We start from the raw sequence: 18577 nt of genomic DNA, 5'->3' as shown, positions 1-18577 counted from the left end.
CCGACCGACCGACTTCCGTTGCGGCTGTCGGTGCTTGGGACGAATACAACCCAGGGCGGCGCAACAGCCGCGCAACCCGGCCCGTGTTGCGGGGCTGTTGCGTTCGCCGGGGTTGGCTCTCGCTCATGGGCGGCTTCGCCGTGGAGCCGAGGATGAGTGGAGATCTCTCATGACGAGCACCATCAATCCCGGGCGCGTCGAACCGCCCGCGGACAGCCAGGGCGCGCCGACCCCGCACTTCCGGGTCGCGGTCATCGGCACCGGCTTCTCCGGCCTGGGCACGGCGATCCGCCTCAAGCAGCAGGGGATCGACGACTTCGTCGTCTTCGAGCGCGCGGGCGAGGTCGGCGGCACCTGGCGGGACAACTCCTACCCCGGTTGCGCCGGGGACATCATGTCGCTGCTCTACTCGTTCTCCTTCGCGCCGAACACCGAGTGGAAGACGACCTTCGCCACCCGCGACGAGCTGCTGGCCTACCTCAAGGACTGCACGGCGAGGTACGGGGTGCGCGAGCACATCCTGTTCGACCACGAGGTCACCGGCGCGGAGTGGGACGAGCGCGAGGGCCGCTGGCACGTCCAAGCCGGGGGCCGCGCCTTCACCGCGCAGGTCCTGGTGGCGGGCGCGGGCTACCTCAGCGACGCGAAGCTGCCCGACATCGACGGTCTCGACTCCTTCACCGGCGAGCTGTTCCACTCCTCGAACTGGAACCACGACGTCGACCTCAGGGGCAAGCGGGTCGCGGTGATCGGCACCGGTTCCTCGGCCATCCAGATCGTCCCGGCGATCCAGCCCGAGGTGGGGCAGCTCCACGTGCACCAGCGCACGCCCGGCTGGGTGCTGCCGAAGAACGACAAGGTGATCGGCAAGCTCCAGTTGGCGCTGCGCCGCGGTGTGCCCGGCTACCAGAAGTTCCGCCGGGGTTTCAACAAGTGGGGTCGCGAGATCGTCGCGTTCTGGTTGGCCCGCCCGAAGGCCGCCACCAAGACCCTCCAGGGAATGGCGGAGAAGAACCTCAGGAAGAACGTCAAGGACGAGGCCCTGCGCGCCCGGCTCACCCCGGACTTCACCGTGGGCTGCAAGCGGATGCTGTTCTCCAACGACTGGTACCCGACGCTGGAGAAGGACAACGTCGAGCTGGTCACCGACGGCATCACCCGGGTCGAGGGCAACACCGTGGTGACCGCCGACGGCACCCGCCGCGAGGTCGACGTGATCGTCGCCGCCACCGGGTTCTCCGCCACCGACCGCCCCATCGCCCACCGCATCCGCGGTCGCGGCGGGGTTTCGCTGGCCCAGACGTGGGCGGAGGAAGGCATGACCGCCTACGTCGGCTCCACCGTCGCGGGCTTCCCGAACCTGTTCCTGATCCTGGGCCCGAACACCGTGCTGGCGCACTCCTCGGTCACCCTGACCATCGAGGGCGGCATCAACCACACCCTCGACGCGCTCAAGGCGATGGACAAGCGCGGCCTGTCCACCCTGGAGGTCAAGCCCGAGGCGCAGACGGCCTACAACACCAGGCTCCAGGAGCGCTTCGACGGCACCGTGTGGGCGCCGGGCGGCTGCCAGAGCTGGTACATCGGCGAGCACGAGACCAACCCGTCGGTGTTCCCGACCTACTCGTGGCGCTTCCTCAAGCAGACGAAGAAGGTCGACCTCACCGCGTACACCGCGACCACCGGCGTGGCGACCCCGGTGGTGGGTGCCCGGAGCACCGGCACCGGCCCGCGGTGACCGCGACCGACCTGCGGCCCGCCCTCGGCAGCGGCGTGGACCTGCGCCACTGGCTGCCGCGGGCGGTCGAGGTGGTGGCCGCGTGGGGCGAGCGGTTCGGCCCGTTCACCGCGCACCCCGCGAACCGGGTCGACGAGTCCGCCTTCGCCGAGGCGTTCGAGGTGTTCGCGGCCCGGATGACCGACAACTACCCGTTCTTCCACCCGCGCTACGCGGGTCAGATGGTCAAGCCGCCGCACCCGGCGGCGGTCGTGGGCTACGTGACCGCGATGCTGCACAACCCCAACAACCACGCCGCCGAGGGCGGTCCGGCCACCACCGCGATGGAGAAGGAGGTCGTGGCCGACCTCGCGGCGATGTTCGGGCTGCCCCGGCACGTCGGGCACCTGACCACCAGCGGCACCATCGCCAACCTGGAGGCGCTCTACGTCGCCCGCCAGGCGCACCCGGGCAAGGGGATCGCCTACAGCGGCGAGTGCCACTACACCCACCAGCGGATGTGCCACGTGCTGGGCGTCGAGGGCCACCGGCTGCCGGTGGACGACCTCGGCCGCCTGGACGTCGAGGCGGCGCGGGAGGCGATGGCGGGCGGGCGGATCGGGACGATCGTGCTCACGACCGGGACCACCGGTCTGGGCGCGGTCGACCCGGTGCACGAGGTCCTGCCCATCGCCAGGGAGTACGGCGTGCGGGTGCACGTGGACGCCGCGTACGGCGGTTTCTACGCGCTGTTGAAGGACTCCGGTGAGATTGACGGCCGCCCGTTCCGGGCGATCGCCGGGGTGGACTCGGTGGTGGTCGACCCGCACAAGCACGGCCTGCAACCCTACGGCTGCGGCGCGGTGCTCTTCGCCGACCCCGGCATCGGCAGGCACTTCGCGCACGACTCGCCCTACACCTACTTCACCGACAGCGACCTGCACCTGGGCGAGATCAGCCTGGAGTGCTCCCGGGCCGGTGCCGCCGCGGCGGCGCTGTGGCTAACCACGCGGCTGCTCCCGTTGGACCGCGGTGGTTTCGGCGAGATCCTGGCCGCGTGCAGGCGCGCGGCCACCGGCTGGGCCGACCGGATCGAGGCGAGCACCGAGCTGCGCCTGTACCAGCGGCCCGAGCTGGACATCGTCACCTTCTTCCCGGAACCCACCCCCGCCGACGCGACCACCGTGGACGCGGCGGCCGACCGGCTGCTGCGCGACGGCATGGCCGCCGACGACCCGGTGTACCTCAGCGTGCTCCGGGTCGACGGCGCCGACCTGCGCGCCCGCCACCCCGACATCGCCGCGCGCCCCGGCGAACCCGCCCGGATCGCGCGCAGCGTGCTGATCAAACCCGAGGCCGAGGACCACCTCGACCGGTTGCACGACCGGGTCCGCGCGCTCGCGGCCCCGGCCCCATGACCGCGCGCACCCCAGACGAGGCGGAGGGAGATCCCCCCATGACCTACACCGAGCCCGCGACCGCGGCGCGGACGATCCGGCCCGGCGGGCCGGAGGACACCGACCGGTTGTGCGGACTGCTGGCCGAGGCGTTCCAGGACGACCCGCTGACCGCGTGGATTCTGCCCGACCCGGTCGAACGGGCGGCGGCGCTGCCCGCGTTCTTCCGGGTCTTCGTCGACCTGTCGCTGGCGCACGGCGGGGTCTTGGTCGGTGGGGTCGGCGGGGACTTCGCCGCGGCGCTGCTGTACCTGTCCCCCGCCGGGTGGGAGGAGGCGCAGGAGCGCGACGAGGACGTGCAGCGCAGGCTCGCCGAGGCCGTCGGTTCCGGCACCGCGGCGCTGTTCACCATCCTGGCGATGCAGGCCGCGCACCACCCGTCGGAGGAACCGCAGTACTACGCCTCCTTCGGCGCGGTGCGCCCCGGCGAGCAGCAGGGCGGGTGGATGACCGGGATGCTGGGCCTGCTGGTCGCCCGCGCCGACGCCGAGGGTGTGCCCACCTACGTCGAGGCCAGCTCCCCCGGCGGGTACGCGGTGAGCCTGCGCAACGGGTTCGCGCCGCTGGGCACGGAGATCCGGCTGCCCGACGGCCCGGTGCTGCGCCCGATGTGGCGCCCGGCGCGGAGGTCCGGGGCGTGAACGGCGACCGGCACGTCCTCCTCTTCTCCGCCGAGGAGGTCGCCCGCGGGCAGGTGCCCGCCGAGCACGCGGCCGTGCTGCGCACGGTCCTGGACTGGAGCGAGGAGTTCCTCGTCTCCCCGCACCCCGACCTGGGCCGCACCGGCCCGGTGTGCCCGTACACCCAGTCGTCGCTGCGCAAGGGGCTCTACCACCTGGCCGTGACGCGCACCGGCGACCTGGGCGCGACCGTGGCCGCGCTGCGGTCCTGGTACGAGCGCTTCGCCGCCGACCTGTCCGACGCCGACCGCGAGCTGCTGACGATCCTGGTGGCGCTGCCGCACCTGGACCACACCGACTCCACCGAGCTGGACGCGGTGCAGCGGGCGGCCAAGGACGAGTTCGTCGCCGAGGGCCTGATGATCGGCCAGTTCCACCCGGTGTGCGCCGAACCGGGGCTGTGGAACGACGACTTCCGGCCGCTGGTGTCACCGGTCCCGCTGTTGGCCATCCGGCAGATGCTCGTGTTCGACCTGCTGTTCGTCGTCGACGACGAGGCGCACCTGGACAGCTACCTGCGCCGGTTCGCCCCGGCCATCCCGTCGCGGGTGCGCGACCTGCTCACCGTGCGGCTGCGCCCCACCGGCGTGCCCGGCGTCCCGGTGGGGGTGACGGCGTGAGCGGCGGGGGGAACGCCCTGGGGCGGGTGCGGGAAACGCCCGTGCTGCTCGGCGCCGGCCTGGTGGCCGCGCTGGCGGCGTGGGAGCTGCGCGGGCACGCGCGGCCCCTGGTCTCCGGGTCGGCGAAGGCGCACGCGCTCGCCGGTTCGGTGTCGCACCACGGCCCGGTGCCGGGCCAGTACGTCCCCCCGCCGGACGTGGTCGGCGACGCGCTGGCCAACCAGGTGGGCCTGGTGGCGCTGGCGGTCCTGCCCGCCGCCGCCGGGATCGCCTGCGCCGCCGCGCTCACCCGGCGGCTGTTCACCGGGCGGCGGCCCGCTCTCGGGATGACCCCGAGGCTGGTCTTCGCCGCCCTCGCCGCGCTGTCCGCGGCCCTGGTGACCGCCGCGGTCGCCGGGGCCGCCCTGGGCAGCGCGGTGACGGCGCTCGACTCGCTGGAGTCGGCCGTGCAGGTGCTGCGCACCACGTTCGTGGGCGCCGTCCTGGCCACCGCCGTCCTCGGCCCCCCGTGGCGCACCTCCGTCCCCGAGGTGTCCGCCGACCACCCCGCACCGGATGACCGGGCCGGAAGACCAAGGACCCTGACCCATGCTCAAGCGTAGAGACGTGATCAAGCTCGGCGCGGTGACCGGCGCCGTGGTCGCCCTGCCCCTGGAGAAGGTCGCCGCGACCGTCTTCGGCCCGTCCTGGTCGGCGGCGGCGTTCAGCCGCCCGCTGCCCGTCCCGACCCCGATGCGCCCCTCGCGGCTGCGGCTGGACCGCGACGTCTACGACCTGACCGTGGACAAGTCGACCGCGGAGATCGTGCCCGGGGTGCGCACGCCCATCCTGTCCTACAACGGCACCTTCCCCGGCCCGATGATCGTGGCCAGGCGCAACCGCACGGTGCAGGTCAACGTGCACAACCGGCTCGCCGCCGACACCGCGGTGCACCTGCACGGCGGCAACACCCCGCAGGCCAGCGACGGCCACCCGCTCGACGTGATCAAGCCCGGCGCGTCGCGGACCTACCTGTACCCGAACCGGCAGCCCGCGGCGACGCTCTGGTACCACGACCACGCCCACCACATGGAGGCCGAGCAGGTCTACCGCGGCCTGTCCGGGCTCTACATCGTCGAGGACGCGGTGTCGCGGTTCCGCCTGCCCTCGGGCAAGCACGACATCCCGCTGATGTTCCGCGACGTGAACCTGGGCGTCGACGGCACGATGACCTGGGAGCTGTTCGGCCAGCCCAACCGCTCCACGGTCCTGGTCAACGGCGTCGCCCAGCCGCACCTGACCGTGCAGCGCCGCCGCTACCGGCTGCGCCTGCTCAACTGCTCCAACGAGCGCTCGATGCGCTTCACCCTGGGCAACGGCGCGTCGTTCCTCCAGGTCGCCAGCGACGGCGGGTTCCTGCCCAGGCCGGTCAGCCGCACCGAGGTCGTGCTCTGGCCCGCCGAGCGCGCCGAGGTCGTGGTGGACTTCGCCCCGTTCAAGGCCGGTACCCAGATCATGCTCGAGAACGCCGACGGCGAGGTGGACACGGCCAAGCAACTGCTGCGCTTCGACGTGGCCGAAGGCCCCGGTCTGTTCAACGCGGACACCAGCTACGTGCCCGCCACCCTCGTCCCGGCCCCGGCCGACCGCAAGCCCACCGTGACCCGCAAGGTCGTGCTCAGCTTCGACGCGGCCAACGGTGTCTTCCTCATCAACGGGAAGCAGTTCGACCCCGAACGGGTGGACTTCACCGTGAAGCGCGGCAGCACCGAGCTGTGGGAGATCACCAACACCGACACCCAGTTCCAGATCCCGCACTCGCTGCACCTGCACCTCATCCAGTTCAAGGTGCTCGACCGCGACGGGGTGAAGGTGCCGGAGTGGGAGACCTACCCGAAGGACACCGTCCGCGTCCTCCCGGGCAGCACGGTCCGCATCCTGGCCACGTTTGACAGCGAGTACACCGGCGTCTACCCGTTCCACTGCCACTTCGTCGACCACTCGTCGGTGGCGATGATGGCGCAGATGCGCATCGTGCCCTGAACGGGCGCACCCCGGTCACCCGTTCGCCGCGATCCGGGCGCCCACAACGGAGTGGGCGGGCACGCCCGGTGATAGGGGGGCTTCCCTAGCGAGCCCCCGGCAGGGCACTCTGAAAGTGGTACCGACATGATCGATATGCAGTGGCTGGACCCATTCGCGGCCCCTTGAGACGCTGACCGCGCCCGGGGTTCGCGCAATGGCTGACCGTCTAGGATGGTGTGATGCAAACGCTGGCGGACGAGACCCTGACGGGGCTGTTGGACGGCCCCCGGGCTCGCGGTGCCTTCCTGCTCCGTTCGATCCTCAGCGAACCCTGGTCGATGCGCATCGAGGACCGGGCCCCGCTGTCGCTGGTGACCCTGGTGCGGGGCAGCGCGTGGATCATGCCGGACGGGGGCGAGCCGGTCCCGCTGAGCGTCGGCGAGATCGCCATCCTGCGCGGCCCCACCCCCTACACGATCAGCGACAAGCCCGGCACCCCCGTCCAGGTGATCATCTCCCCCGGGCAGATCTGCACCACGGTCGACGGCCGCGGCATCGGCGACGCCAAGTCCCTCGGCGTCCGCACCTGGGGCGACAACAGCACCGGCGAGACGGTCATGCTCAGCGGCACCTACCAGATGCAGCGCGAGATCGGCCAACGCCTCTTCGGCGCCCTGCCGCAGGTCCTGGTCCGCCCGATCGAGGCGGGCGACAGCGCCCTGGTGCAACTGCTGGAAACCGAGATGGGCAAGACCGACCCGGGCCAGGAACTGGTCCTCGACCGCATCCTCGACCTGGTCCTGGTCAGCGTGCTGCGCGCCTGGCTCGCCGCACCCGGCCAGGGCGCCCCGGCGTGGTACCGGGCCCAGCACGACCCGGTGGTCGGCGCGGCCCTGCGGATGCTGCACAACGAACCGGCCCGCCCGTGGACGGTCGCGGGCCTGGCCACCGCCTCCGGCGTCTCCCGCGCCGCCCTCGCCCGCCGCTTCACCGCCCTGGTCGGCGAACCACCGATGAACTACCTCACCAGCCTGCGGCTGGCACTCGCGGCGGACCTGCTGCGCGAGCAGGACGCCACCATCGGGTCGGTGGCGCGCAAGGTCGGCTACGGCAGCTCGTTCGCGCTGAGCACCGCGTTCAAGCGGGTGCGCGGCATGAGCCCCCAGGAGTACCTGCGCCAGGCCGCGGAGAACGCGGGCGTCGTGGAGAACATGGCCGCCGTCGGCTGAGCCCCCCGCCGCCGATCGCCCGTCCCCGTCCCGGGGGCGGGCGATTTCGCGTTCCGGACCGCCGTCCGGCCGCAAGCGCGGGGTCGACGATCGGCCACCGCAGGCACCCAACCCACCCCGACTTCACCGGCCGGGGCCAGAACGCCCACGACTCGGTCGACGGCAGCAACGACGACTGCAACGGCCACGGCACCCACGTCGCGGGCACCATCGGCGGCGCGGCGCACGGTGTCGCCGAGAACGTCCGACTCCGCGGCGGCAGCGGCACCTGGTCCGGCGTCATCGCGGGCATGGACTGGGTCACCGCCAACCACGCCCGTCATCGGTCGCCAACATGTCCCTCGGCGGCACCAACACCATCAGCGGCACCTCCGTGGCCACCCCGCACGTGGTCGGCGTGGCCGCCCTCTTCAAGAGCAGCCAGACCGGCGGCCTGTGACCCGCTGAACCGCGGTCCCGCGCCGGTGACCCTCCCGGCGCGGGACCGCGTCGAGCTTCACGGCAGTTCGGGCTCGACCACCTTGGCGGCGTCCAGAGCCGCAGTGCACAACTCAGGCGCATCATCACCGGACGCCTGCACGTCCACCCGCGAGGTCGCCGTCACCTCGATCGAGATCGCACACACGCTGCCACCAGCGCGGACAGACTGGATCGCCCGCCGGGACCCCACCGTCACCGGCGTCTTCTCCCCGACGGCATTCACCTGATCGATCCCCGACTCCGGGAACACGAGCACCCCCAGGGCATAGCCGTCTGGAACAGCCGGGTTGTCATCCACCTGCCACTGGCAGTACTTGGAGGACGTGGTTTCGTTCGGCTTCGGCTCCCCGGTGACCCCCAACGTGCGCTTCTGCGCATCGGTCAGCATCTCGCACGGGTCGAGCGAAGCCAACGAACCACCACCCGATTCCGAGGAAGTCGTGCTCGGGCTGCTCGACTCACCGGAATCACCAGTGGTGGGCGCACCGGTCGCGCTCGCATTCCCGACAGGATTTCCCGGCGTCTCCTGCGAGCACCCCACGACACCGCCCAGCAGTACAACAGCGGAAGTGACAACCGCCAGCGAACGCCTCACCGGAAGACCACGCCCCTCTCACGCGAACTTGCTCGCACTCGTCTCATCGGCCTCACGGTAGTTTTCCATCGCCTGCTTGATCGCGTCCTCGGCCTGCTGCAAGGTCTCGCGAAAAGCCATGAGTTGGGTGATGAAGCCCCGCTCATCGGTGGCCACCTGCTGCATGAACGGCTTCATCACCTGTGCCGCGTTGCTGCTGCCCAGCATCGGCTGTTGCTCCAAGGCACCCAGGTCACCCTGCTTTTCGTTGATCCAGTCCTTCATCTTCTTGATCGCCGCCAACAGCGCGTCGCCGCCTGTCCGGTTGACGGCGAACTGGCCTGCGGCGGCGGCGCCCGCGAAGGCGTCGATCGACTTGCCGATGGCGTCGAGCGGTGCCCCCGCGCCCTCGTCTATGTACATCGCCAGCCCCCTCACGCTCCGTGCCGATGCCATCACGATAGCCACCGCAACCACAGCTCGTCCCGGGCATCGAAACATTCCCCCGACCGCGCTACACCCGCTCCACGAACCCCCGCACCCGCTCCGCGATCCGGTCCCGATCCGGTGCCCGCAGGTACACGAAGTGCCCAGCCTCCGGCAGCACTTCAACGTCCGCACCAGGCAGCAGCTCCGCCAGCAACCGAGCTGCGGCAACCCCGTCGTGCACAGCGCTGCGGGCGGCGAACATCGCCAGCACCGGCACCGACAGCGCGCTGATCTGCTCCGCCGCGGGCCGCACCTGGAACGGCACCCGCACGCGGTACTCCCGGATACCGGCCAACACCAGCCGCACGTCCGCCCGGTCCAGGACGTCAGCCCCGGCCGACCACCGCAGGAACCGCCGCCACACCCAGTCCCGGTTGACGAGACCGCCGAGCACCCCGTACCCGAGGGCGGCCGGGGCGAACCCGGAGGTCACCGTGGTCGGGTCGAGCAGGCTGATCGACGCGAGCCGCCCCGGTGCGTGCACCGCCTGGTTCACCGCGTGCCACCCGCCCGTGGACCCCCCGACCAGGTGCACCCCGGTCAACCCCAGCCGCTCGAACACCGCGTCCAAGCACCGGGCCCGGTCCGCGGTGTCCGCGAACGGGGCGGTCTGCACGCTCCTCCCGGCTTCCCCCAGCGTGTCCACCGCGTACACCGGCCCCAAGGCGGGGATCAGTTCCGCGTGGCTGGCCGCCGTCCCCATCATCCCGGGCAGCAGCACCACCGGTGCCCCGCCGCTCCCGAACCGGTACACCCTCGTGCTGCCGTGCGCCGTCACCACGTCGTGCACCTCGTCCGGCTGCGGACACCGAGCCATCGCCAGGTCGTAGGCGGCGAAGTACCGATCCCGCCCCGGGGCGGACCTGAACTCCCCCAGTCGATTCCCTCTCATGCGGGGAACCTACGAAATCCCCGGTGCGCCGTATTGGACGAAGGTAAGGTGCGGCCGTGGACGCGGGCTGGTCGCTGGTGGTCGCCCGCCGGGACGTCGAGCGGGCTCCGGCCGAGCGCGTCTTCGCCACCCCGCACCCGAGCCTCGCCGACCACGTCCTCACCTACACCGCCCACGACTTCCCGGACTCGGAAGCGTTTCCCTGGCGCATCGCCCCCTTGGGCGCCGTCACCGTGACGATCGACCTGGCCGCCCCGCCACTGCGCCGGACCCCGGGCGGCGCGGACTTCCCGGCCTCCCCCGTCATGGGCCTACGCGACCGCCCCCTGGTGATCGAGCAGGGTGGCGCCAACCGCGGCATCATCGTCGCCCTGACCCCCGCGGGCGCCCACGCCCTCTTCGGCCTCCCCCTCAAGGAGTTGGCCAACGCCGTCCTGCCCCTGTCCGACCTGCTGGGCAACACCGCACTGCTCACCGAGCAGTTGGCCGAAGCCCCCGACTGGCGAACGTGCTTCACCACCCTCGACACCCACCTGGGCACCCACCTCCGAACAGGCCCCGAGTTCAGCCGTCCCATCCGGGGCGCCCTCCACCTCCTGACCGCGAAAGCCCCCACCCGGGTGGCTGCGGTCGCCGACGAAATCGGTTGGACCCGGCAGCACCTGAGCACCCGCTTCCGCGAGCAGGTCGGCCTCACCCCGAAGGCGGTGGCCCGGATCGCCCGCCTGCACCGCGCCGTCACCCTCCTGAACCACCCCTCCGCCCCGCCGCTCGCCGAGGTGGCCCACCGCTGCGGTTACACCGACCAGCCCCACCTCAACCGCGACTTCCGCGCTCTCACCGGCTGCACCCCCACCGAATACCGCTGACCCCGGGGACGACAACAACACCGAACAGCCGCCAGGCCGTCCGGTGTCATCGTCGGTTCCGCGCTACACAGCCAGTTGCGCCCACCCGGCCTTGAGCGCGATGCCCTCCGGCGTGCGCACGGTGAACGCCACCACCCCGTTCTCCCCGGGCTGGAACGTCACCTCCAGCGGCACCCCCGGCCGGACCGGGTTCGAGAACCGCGTTCCGATCCCCTTCAGCGCCGACGCGTCCCCATCGGCGAAGCGGTCGACCAGTTCCTCCGTCACCACCGCCAGCACGCTCATCCCGTGCGCGATCACCCCCGGGAACCCCGCCGCCGCAGCGGCTTCCGGGTCCAGGTGGATGGGGTTCTCGTCGTGGGCGACGACCGCGTAGCGCGGGACCATGTCCTCCGGGATGGTCAGGGTGACCGTGACGGCTTCCCCTGTCCCCCGGTGCATCGGGTAGCGGGGCAGTTCGCCGAACGCCTCCGGGCCGGTGGCGCCGGAGAGCATCGCGCCGGTCACCAGGGAGGCGACCACCGTGCCGTCCTCGGCCACGATGACGCCCCGCAACGCGATCCGGACCCCGGCCCCCTCGGGCTTGCCGCCCAGGGCCCCGGTCGTGACCGTCACCCGTTCCCCGGCGACCAGCGGCCGGTGCACGGTGATCTCCTGGCTGACGTGGACCCGGGAGACGTCCCCGGTGACCGCCAGCTTGTCGAAGGTCAGGTCGAAACCCCGGTGCGCCAGCACGAACGCGTGCAGCGGCGACGCACCCTCGGCACCGGAGCCCAACGGCGACCGGACCACCGAGCGGAACTCGGTCAGTTCAGCAGCCGAGACCTCGTGCTCGAAGCTGGATTCCAGGCTCATGCGGGGCTCACCACCAGGCAGGCGTTGTGGCCGCCGAACCCGAACGAGTTCGACAGGGCGGGGCCGGGGGTGATCTGCCGGGGTGCCTTGTGCACCACGTCGATCTCCAGGCCGGGTTCGGTCGTTTCGTGGTTGGCCGTGGGCGGGATGAGGCCGTCGCGCAGGGTCAGCAGGGTGGCGATGGCCTCGACCGCGCCCGCCGCACCGATGAGGTGGCCGATGACGCCCTTGATGGAGGTGACCGGGGGGCCTGCCGGGCCGAAGACCTTGGCCAGGGCCTGGGCCTCGGCGCGGTCGTTGAGCGGGGTCGAGGTGCCGTGCGCGTTGACGTGGACGATGTCGGAGACCGACAGGCCCGCGTCGGTGATCGCGCCGTGCATGGCGGCCATGGCGGCGGAGCCGTCCGGCAGGGGCATGGCCAGGTGGTACGCGTCGGCGCTGGAGCCGTAGCCGGAGACCAGGCCGTACACGTGGGCCTGGCGGGCCTTGGCGTCCTCCAGGCGCTCCAGCACCACGAAACCGGCGCCCTCGCCCATGACGAAGCCGTCGCGGTCGACGTCGAACGGGCGCGAGGCCAGCTCGGGGGCGTCATTGCGGGAGGAGACGGCGTTGAGGTTGTTGAACGCGGCCAGGGTGACCGGGCTCAGCGTCGACTCGGCGCCGCCGGCGATGACCACGTCCACGCGGCGGTCGCGCAGCATGAGCATGGCGTGGCCGATCGCGTCGACGCCGCTGGCGCAGGTGGTGGCGATGGTCAGCGCCGGGCCGTGCCAGCCAAGGCGCATGGCCAGCAGGGCCGCCGCCGCGTTCGGCATCGACACCAGCGGCAGCAGCGGGTTTACCTTCGCCGGGCCGTGCAGGAAGTAGTTGCCGACCTCGGCATCGGTGGTCTGGCGACCGCCGACGGCGTTGCCGACCACGATGGCCGTGCGGGCCGGGTCGGGCTGCGGGGAACCGGCGTCGCGGTAGGCGGCCAGGGCGGCGGTGACGCCGAACCGGGCGAACGGGTCCATCCGGCGGGCTTCCTTCTTGGTGAGGATGCCGACCTCGTCGAACCCGCGCACCGCGCAGCCGAAGCGGGTGCCGATCTTGCTCATGTCCTCGTCGGTGACCAGGTCGGCGGCCATGGACTTGCCCGCCACCACGTTGGTCCAGAAGTCGTCCACGGTCGAGCCCGCCGGGGTGACCACACCCAGGCCGGTGACCGCGATCTCGGTCGCGCCCATGGTGGCCTCAGCCGCCGATCAGCCGGAGCTGGCGGGCCGCGGTGATGAACGCCTCGGCGCCCGCGTCCACGTCGTCCTTCGAGTGCGCCGCGGTGATGGCGATGCGCAGCCGGGCCCGGCCCTTCTCCACCGCCGGGGTCATCACCGGCAGGCCGATGACGCCCGCCTTGCGCGAGGCGGTGGCGAAGTCCCAGGCGTTCTCGTCGGAGCCGACGATCAGCGGCACCACGGCGGTCTGCGACAGGCCGGTGTCGAAGCCCGCCTCCTGCACGATCGAGCGGAACCGCGCCGACTCGGTCTGCGCGTGGGTGACCCGCCACGGCTCCCGGTCAAGGATGCGGATGGTCTCCAGGGCCGCGCCGACCGCCGCCGGGTTGAGGGCGGCGGAGAACAGGAACGGCCGGGCCAGCCGCTTGAGGTACTGGAGGAACGCCTCCGAGCCGCACAGGTAGCCGCCGTTGGACGGGACCGCCTTGGACAGCGTGCCGACCTTGATGTCGGCCTTGACCTCGTAGTTGAAGTGCTCCTCGATGCCGCGGCCGGTGGCGCCGATGGTGCCGAGGGCGTGCGCCTCGTCGACCATGAGCAGCGCGCCGTGGCGGTCGCAGACCTCGCGCAGCTCCGGCAGCGGGGCGATGTCGCCGTCCATGGAGTAGACGCTGTCGACGATGACCAGCAGCGTGCCGGACTTGTCGGCGGCGGCCAGGCGGCTGTCGAGGTGCTTGGGGTCGTTGTGCCGGAAGCGGGTCAGCTTCGCCCCGCTGAGCTGCGCGCCGTCGACGATGCTGGCGTGGTCGAGCTTGTCCAGGAAGATGGTGTCCCCGGCGCCGACCAGGGCGCCGATGGTGCCGACGTTGGCGGCGTAGCCGGAGCTGAACACCAGGGCGCCCTCGCGGCCGAAGAACTTCGCGATCTCGCCCTCCAGCTCCTCGTGCAGCGGGACGGTGCCCGCCAGCGCGCGGACGCCGGGGGTGCCGGTGCCGTAGGTGTCGACCGCGGCCTTGGCCGCCTCCAGCACCCGGGGGTCGCCGTTGAGGCCGACGTAGCCGTAGCCGGACATCATCAGGAACCGCTCGCCGTCGAGGTGGACGTACGGGGTGCCCACCTCCGGGGTGTACGCCACGAAGTTGTTGCGGCGGGCGGGCTCCCACTCCAGCTCCCTGATCCGATGGTTGATCGCCTCAACCTTCGGCGTGATGTGTCGCCACGCAACTGAGTCGTTCACATGCCTCTCCTCACCGTGGGTTCCGCAAGACCGCTTGAAACCTCGTCGAGGCTTGTTCTACGACACCGGCTGCAAGTCCGACGCAAGACGTGTTCACGCGTCTCACCACTGGCAGGAGCGCAACGGGGGGCGGTTTCCGGACTTGCGCGGCTGTTGCGCCCACCGCGATTACCTCATCCCCAGTTTGAGGAGGCCGCCAGCCGCGCCCCGGAGCCACGACAAGGAAGAAGGCCACCATGACCACCCTCGAAACCCGGCAGATCAACCCCGAGGTCGACGCGATCCGCCACCACTACGAGGTCAGCAACGACTTCTACCGCCTGATCCTGGGCCCGGCGATGATGTACTCCGGCGGCTACTGGTACGAGGGCGAGGACCTGCGCGAGGCCCACGACGAGGCCCAGTACCGCAAGCTCGACGCCTTCATCGAGGCCGCCGGTGCCGTGGGCGCCAAGAAGGTCCTCGACATCGGCTCAGGTTGGGGCACCATGCTCACCCAGGCGGTGGACAAGCACGGCGTGCAGAAGGCCGTCGGCGTCACCCTGAGCCGCAGCCAGAAGGAGTACGTCGACTCCCTCGGCAACGACAAGGTCGAGATCAAGGTGGAGAGCTGGGAGGACCACCGCACCGACGAGCCCTACGACGCCGCGTTCTGCGTCAACGCCCTGGAGCACTTCGTCCTGTCCAGCCTCACCCCGAAGGAGCGCGTGAACCGCTTCCGCGCCTTCTTCAACCAGTGCCACTCGCTGATCAAGCCGGGCGGTCGCCTGGTCCTGCACATGATGACCATCGAGTCGCCGCGGATCACCCGCCAGCTCATCGACGACCTGAAGTTCCTCCAGCGCGAGGAGTTCGAGGGCTGCTACATCCCGCACACCAACGAGCTGGTGCAGTCGTTCGAGGGCAAGTTCGAGATCATCGAGCTGCGCAACGAGCGCGAGACCTTCTCCCGCGCCTGCCGGGCGTGGCTGGAGAACCTGGCCGAGCGCCGCCCCGAGGCCGTCGGGATGGTCGGTGAAGAGGTCGTGCAGCGCTTCGAGCGCTACCTGGACATCTTCGCGTACACCCTCGAGGACAAGGTCTTCAACAACTTCCGCATCGTCCTGCACCGCAACGCCTGAGGACTGGTCTGCCGTGACTATCACCGACTCCACGATCGACTCTCCGGCCGGCCCGACCTCCAGTGGCGGCAACGGAAAGCGCACCCCCCACGTGAAGGTCGCGATCATCGGCACCGGTTTCTCCGGGCTGGGCATGGCGATCCGACTCCAGCAGTCCGGCGTGGACGACTTCCTGCTCTTCGACCGCGCCGACGAGGTCGGCGGGACCTGGCGCGACAACAGCTACCCCGGCGCCGAGTGCGACGTGATGGCGCTGCTGTACTCGTTCTCCTTCGCCCAGAACCCGAGCTGGTCGAAGACCTTCGGCACCCGCGACGAGCTGTTCACCTACCTCAAGGACCTGACCGACCGCTTCCGGCTGCGCCCGCACATCCGGTTCCGGCACGAGGTCGTCTCCGCCGACTGGGACGACGAGGCCAAGGTCTGGCGGATCGCCACGACCGCAGGGGACTACACCTCGCAGGTCCTGGTGACCGGCACCGGTTACCTGTCCGAACCGGTGGTGCCGGACATCGCCGGTCTGACCGACTTCCAGGGCACGATGTTCCACTCCTCTCGGTGGGACCACGACTACGACCTGGAGGGCAAGAAGGTCGCCGTCATCGGCACCGGCGCCTCGGCGCTGCAGTTCGTGCCGAAGATCCAGCCGAAGGTCGGCGAGCTGCACGTCCACCAGCGCACCCCCGCCTGGATCGGCCCGAAGAACGACAAGCCCACCTCGAAGCTCAAGGGCTGGATGTTCCGCAAGGTCCCCGGCTACCAGAGCTTCCGCCGCGGGTTCAACCAGTGGGGCCGCGAGGTCCTGGCGTTCATGATGACCCGCCCGCCGATCGCCGAGAAGACCCTGGGCGGCATGACCGCCAAGCACCTGGCGAAGTCGGTGGCCGACCCGGAGCTGCGCGCCAAGCTCACCCCGGACTACACCGTCGGCTGCAAGCGGATGCTGTTCTCGAACTACTACTACCCGGCGATCCAGGCCGACAACGCCCAGCTCATCACCGACGGCATCACGCAGGTGGGCCCGAACTCGATCACCACCGCGGACGGCACCACCCGCGAGGTCGACGCGATCATCCTGGCCACCGGCTTCGCCGCCACCGAGCGCCCGTTCGCCGCCCGGATCACCGGCAAGGACGGCCTGACCCTGGGCAAGGAGTGGGCCGAGAACGGGATGACCGGGTACCGGGGCACCACCGTGAGCGGGTTCCCGAACCTGTTTATGCTGCTCGGCCCGGGGACCACGCTGGGGCACTCGTCGCAGACGGTCATGATCGAGGCGCAGTTGAACTACGTGCTCGACGCGCTGAAGGTCATCGACGCCCGCGGCCTGGCCTCGGTCGAGGTGCACGCGCAGGCGCAGGCGGCCTTCACCGAGAAGCTGGGCAAGCTCCAGGAGGGCACGGTCTGGACCGCGGGCGGCTGCGCCTCGTGGTACCAGGACGCGCACGGCCGCAACCCCTCGATCTGGCCGACCTACACCTGGCGGTTCCGCAAGGAGACGAAGAAGTTCGACCTGGAGTCCTACCAGGTCACCACGCTCATCGGCGAGCAGAGCCCCATCACGGCTCAGGCGTAAGGGGAACAGGGGACATGGGCAGGATCGACGCAGACACGATCGACGCGGGCAAGCCGGCGTTGAGCCGTCGCGGGTTGCTCAAGGGCCTCGGTGTCGGGGCGGCGGTGGCGGGGTTCAGCACGGTCACGGGTTCCTGGGTCACCGCGGACGCGGCGACCCGGACCCCGGGCCTGGTGGCGGCCCCGCGCCTGGAGGGGACGCTGGAGTACAGCCCCGGCGCGCTCGCCGCGTTCGGCAAGGACTTCGGCGGCCTGGTGCACGACCTGCCCAAGGCCGTGCTGCGGCCCGGTTCGGTGGCCGACATCGTCAAGGTCGTGCAGTACGCCCGCCGCCTCGGCCTCAAGGTCGCGGTGAACGGGCAGGGCGGGCGCGACGCCGACGTGGAGTCGCACTCCTGCTACGGCCAGGCGCAGGTCCGCGGCGGCGTGTCCATCGACGCCAAGGCGCTGGCGACCATCCACACCATCGGCAGCAACCACGCCGTGGTCGGCCCCGGGGTCACCTGGGGCGAGCTGGTCACCGCGGGCTACGCCAAGGGCAAGACCCCGCCCGCGCTGACCGACTACCTGCACCTGTCGATCGGCGGCACGGTCAGTGTCGGCGGCATCGGCGGCGGCACCGCGAAGTACGGCCTGCAAGCCGACACCGTCCAGGAGATCGAGGTCGTGACCGGCGACGGCCGCGTCCTCACCGCCACCCCCACCACCCGCGCGGACCTGTTCCACGCCGCGCTCGCGGGCGGCGGGCAGGTCGGGATCATCACCAGGCTCAAGGTCAAGATGATCCCGGCGCCGACCTCGGCGCTCGTGTTCTCCCTGTTCTACGACAACCTGGGCACCTTCCTGGCCGACCAGGAGAAGCTGCTGCGCGACGGCCGCTTCGAGCACCAGTCCGGGGAACTCGCCCGCAAGCCGGACGACTCCGGCTGGTGGTACCGGCTGGAGGCCGTGTCCTACGCCGTCAACCCCGACCAGGCCGCCCTGCTCAACGGCCTGCGCGACGTGCGGTCGGCCGCGGACATCTACCCCCTGCCGTACCTGGACTGGGTCTTCCGGGCCAACGCCTGGGAGGACTTCCTCAAGGAGAACGACTTCATGGCCCAGCCGCACCCGTGGCTGAGCCTGATCATGCCCGCCTCGACGGTCAAGCGGTTCGTCGAGTCGGTCGTGCCCGAGCTGACCCCCGCCGACCTGGGCGCGGGCTTCTCGGTGCTGTCGCCGATCAACACCGCCAAGGTCAGGCAGCCGCTGTTCTCCCGGGCCGACGAGCCGATCGTCTACCTGTTCGACCTGCTGCGCTTCCCGCCGCCGGGCGAGACCCGGATCGCGGCGATGCTGGAGCAGAACCGCAGGCTCTACGACCGGGCCGTCGCGATGGGCGGCAAGCGGTACCTCGTCGGCGCCATCCCGGGCATGACCCGCGCGCAGTGGCGGCGGCACTTCGGCCCCGCCTGGGACGGCCTGCTCGCGGCCAAGCGGCGCTACGACCCGGACCACGTCCTCACCCCGGGTCAGGGCTTCTTCGGCTGATCCCAGTGTCGGGGGCGCGGTCACCGCGCCCCCG

At 71.2% G+C, this 18577-nt stretch carries 18 protein-coding genes; 12 read left to right on the top strand and 6 right to left on the bottom strand.

The features are described from left to right. The first annotated feature begins 169 nt into the window (after positions 1-169). From UO65_RS16550 to UO65_RS38115, 8 genes are all read left to right on the top strand, one after another. On the top strand, positions 170-1738 hold the full coding sequence (locus UO65_RS16550; protein ID WP_063935955.1) for a flavin-containing monooxygenase: 1569 nt from the start codon (positions 170-172) through the stop codon (positions 1736-1738). Beyond that, positions 1735-3135, top strand: coding sequence for a pyridoxal phosphate-dependent decarboxylase family protein (locus UO65_RS16545; RefSeq protein ID WP_411431363.1), 1401 nt, complete (start codon positions 1735-1737; stop codon positions 3133-3135). Before UO65_RS16550 ends, UO65_RS16545 begins: the two co-directional genes overlap by 4 nt. Positions 3136-3173: 38 nt before the next feature. Beyond that, positions 3174-3815 (top strand): hypothetical protein, encoded by a 642-nt coding sequence (locus UO65_RS16540; RefSeq protein ID WP_052021256.1) that lies wholly within the window; start codon positions 3174-3176, stop codon positions 3813-3815. After that, complete coding sequence (locus UO65_RS16535) at positions 3812-4474, top strand: DUF6875 domain-containing protein (RefSeq protein WP_052021260.1); 663 nt, start codon at positions 3812-3814, stop codon at positions 4472-4474. The genes UO65_RS16540 and UO65_RS16535 overlap by 4 nt, the downstream gene beginning before the upstream one ends. Beyond that, positions 4471-5076: a hypothetical protein gene (locus tag UO65_RS16530; RefSeq protein WP_035283454.1), complete on the top strand. Its 606-nt coding sequence runs from the start codon at positions 4471-4473 to the stop codon at positions 5074-5076. Before UO65_RS16535 ends, UO65_RS16530 begins: the two co-directional genes overlap by 4 nt. Next, positions 5063-6496, top strand: coding sequence for a multicopper oxidase family protein (locus UO65_RS16525; protein ID WP_035283453.1), 1434 nt, complete (start codon positions 5063-5065; stop codon positions 6494-6496). The genes UO65_RS16530 and UO65_RS16525 overlap by 14 nt, the downstream gene beginning before the upstream one ends. 221 nt (positions 6497-6717) lie before the next feature. Further along, the gene (locus UO65_RS16520; RefSeq protein WP_035283452.1) at positions 6718-7707 is read left to right on the top strand and encodes an AraC family transcriptional regulator; all 990 of its coding nucleotides are present in this window, start codon (positions 6718-6720) and stop codon (positions 7705-7707) included. 334 nt (positions 7708-8041) lie between these two features. Next, positions 8042-8146, top strand: a complete 105-nt coding sequence (locus UO65_RS38115; protein WP_146241318.1) for a S8 family serine peptidase — start codon at positions 8042-8044, stop codon at positions 8144-8146. A 57-nt stretch (positions 8147-8203) separates the two neighbouring features. On the opposite strand, the gene UO65_RS34675 is transcribed toward UO65_RS38115, so the two are convergent. From UO65_RS34675 to UO65_RS16505, 3 genes are all read right to left on the bottom strand, one after another. Next, positions 8204-8728 (bottom strand): DUF3558 domain-containing protein, encoded by a 525-nt coding sequence (locus UO65_RS34675; RefSeq protein WP_233427635.1) that lies wholly within the window; start codon positions 8726-8728, stop codon positions 8204-8206. Between the two features lie 72 nt (positions 8729-8800). Further along, positions 8801-9184, bottom strand: coding sequence for a hypothetical protein (locus UO65_RS16510; protein ID WP_084175695.1), 384 nt, complete (start codon positions 9182-9184; stop codon positions 8801-8803). A gap of 91 nt (positions 9185-9275) precedes the next feature. After that, on the bottom strand, positions 9276-10142 hold the full coding sequence (locus UO65_RS16505) for an alpha/beta fold hydrolase (protein WP_035283449.1): 867 nt from the start codon (positions 10140-10142) through the stop codon (positions 9276-9278). Positions 10143-10198: 56 nt separating this feature from the next. Between UO65_RS16505 and UO65_RS16500 the strand changes: the two genes are divergently transcribed. Further along, positions 10199-11011: a helix-turn-helix transcriptional regulator gene (locus UO65_RS16500; protein ID WP_233427624.1), complete on the top strand. Its 813-nt coding sequence runs from the start codon at positions 10199-10201 to the stop codon at positions 11009-11011. Between the two features lie 63 nt (positions 11012-11074). Here the strand turns inward: UO65_RS16500 and UO65_RS16495 are convergent, their stop codons facing one another. From UO65_RS16495 to UO65_RS16485, 3 genes are read right to left on the bottom strand one after another with little or no spacing between them, the layout of a single operon-like run. Next, entirely contained in the window at positions 11075-11866 is a 792-nt protein-coding gene (locus UO65_RS16495) for a MaoC/PaaZ C-terminal domain-containing protein (protein ID WP_052021254.1), read from the bottom strand. After that, positions 11863-13092 (bottom strand): beta-ketoacyl-[acyl-carrier-protein] synthase family protein, encoded by a 1230-nt coding sequence (locus tag UO65_RS16490; protein ID WP_035283448.1) that lies wholly within the window; start codon positions 13090-13092, stop codon positions 11863-11865. The genes UO65_RS16495 and UO65_RS16490 overlap by 4 nt, the downstream gene beginning before the upstream one ends. A 7-nt stretch (positions 13093-13099) precedes the next feature. Continuing rightward, positions 13100-14317 (bottom strand): aminotransferase class I/II-fold pyridoxal phosphate-dependent enzyme, encoded by a 1218-nt coding sequence (locus UO65_RS16485; RefSeq protein ID WP_035283447.1) that lies wholly within the window; start codon positions 14315-14317, stop codon positions 13100-13102. 236 nt (positions 14318-14553) lie between these two features. Between UO65_RS16485 and UO65_RS16480 the strand changes: the two genes are divergently transcribed. The 3 genes from UO65_RS16480 to UO65_RS16470 all read left to right on the top strand — a co-directional run bounded on the left by UO65_RS16480 (position 14554) and on the right by UO65_RS16470 (position 18543). Further along, the gene (locus UO65_RS16480; protein ID WP_035283445.1) at positions 14554-15438 is read left to right on the top strand and encodes a class I SAM-dependent methyltransferase; all 885 of its coding nucleotides are present in this window, start codon (positions 14554-14556) and stop codon (positions 15436-15438) included. A gap of 91 nt (positions 15439-15529) precedes the next feature. After that, on the top strand, positions 15530-17014 hold the full coding sequence (locus tag UO65_RS16475) for a flavin-containing monooxygenase (RefSeq protein ID WP_233427621.1): 1485 nt from the start codon (positions 15530-15532) through the stop codon (positions 17012-17014). A gap of 14 nt (positions 17015-17028) precedes the next feature. Continuing rightward, positions 17029-18543: an FAD-binding protein gene (locus UO65_RS16470; RefSeq protein ID WP_052021253.1), complete on the top strand. Its 1515-nt coding sequence runs from the start codon at positions 17029-17031 to the stop codon at positions 18541-18543. Positions 18544-18577: the final 34 nt, after the last annotated feature.

Source organism: Actinokineospora spheciospongiae (assembly GCF_000564855.1).
GTDB classification, from domain to species: Bacteria; Actinomycetota; Actinomycetes; order Mycobacteriales; family Pseudonocardiaceae; genus Actinokineospora; species Actinokineospora spheciospongiae.
The sequence above is the reverse complement of the archived record's forward strand: the minus strand, read 5'-3'. Positions and strand labels throughout refer to the sequence as shown.

Bases quoted from the DNA above. Each gene is read 5' to 3' on its own strand.
- UO65_RS16550 (WP_063935955.1), top strand. From the start codon at position 170: ATGACGAGCACCATCAATCCCGGGCGCGTCGAACCGCCCGCGGACAGC.
- UO65_RS16540 (WP_052021256.1), top strand. From the start codon at position 3,174: ATGACCTACACCGAGCCCGCGACCGCGGCGCGGACGATCCGGCCCGGC.
- UO65_RS16525 (WP_035283453.1), top strand. From the start codon at position 5,063: ATGCTCAAGCGTAGAGACGTGATCAAGCTCGGCGCGGTGACCGGCGCC.
- UO65_RS16520 (WP_035283452.1), top strand. From the start codon at position 6,718: ATGCAAACGCTGGCGGACGAGACCCTGACGGGGCTGTTGGACGGCCCC.
- UO65_RS38115 (WP_146241318.1), top strand. From the start codon at position 8,042: ATGTCCCTCGGCGGCACCAACACCATCAGCGGCACCTCCGTGGCCACC.
- UO65_RS16510 (WP_084175695.1), bottom strand. From the start codon at position 9,184: ATGTACATAGACGAGGGCGCGGGGGCACCGCTCGACGCCATCGGCAAG.
- UO65_RS16505 (WP_035283449.1), bottom strand. From the start codon at position 10,142: ATGAGAGGGAATCGACTGGGGGAGTTCAGGTCCGCCCCGGGGCGGGAT.
- UO65_RS16495 (WP_052021254.1), bottom strand. From the start codon at position 11,866: ATGAGCCTGGAATCCAGCTTCGAGCACGAGGTCTCGGCTGCTGAACTG.
- UO65_RS16490 (WP_035283448.1), bottom strand. From the start codon at position 13,092: ATGGGCGCGACCGAGATCGCGGTCACCGGCCTGGGTGTGGTCACCCCG.
- UO65_RS16480 (WP_035283445.1), top strand. From the start codon at position 14,554: ATGACCACCCTCGAAACCCGGCAGATCAACCCCGAGGTCGACGCGATC.
- UO65_RS16470 (WP_052021253.1), top strand. From the start codon at position 17,029: ATGGGCAGGATCGACGCAGACACGATCGACGCGGGCAAGCCGGCGTTG.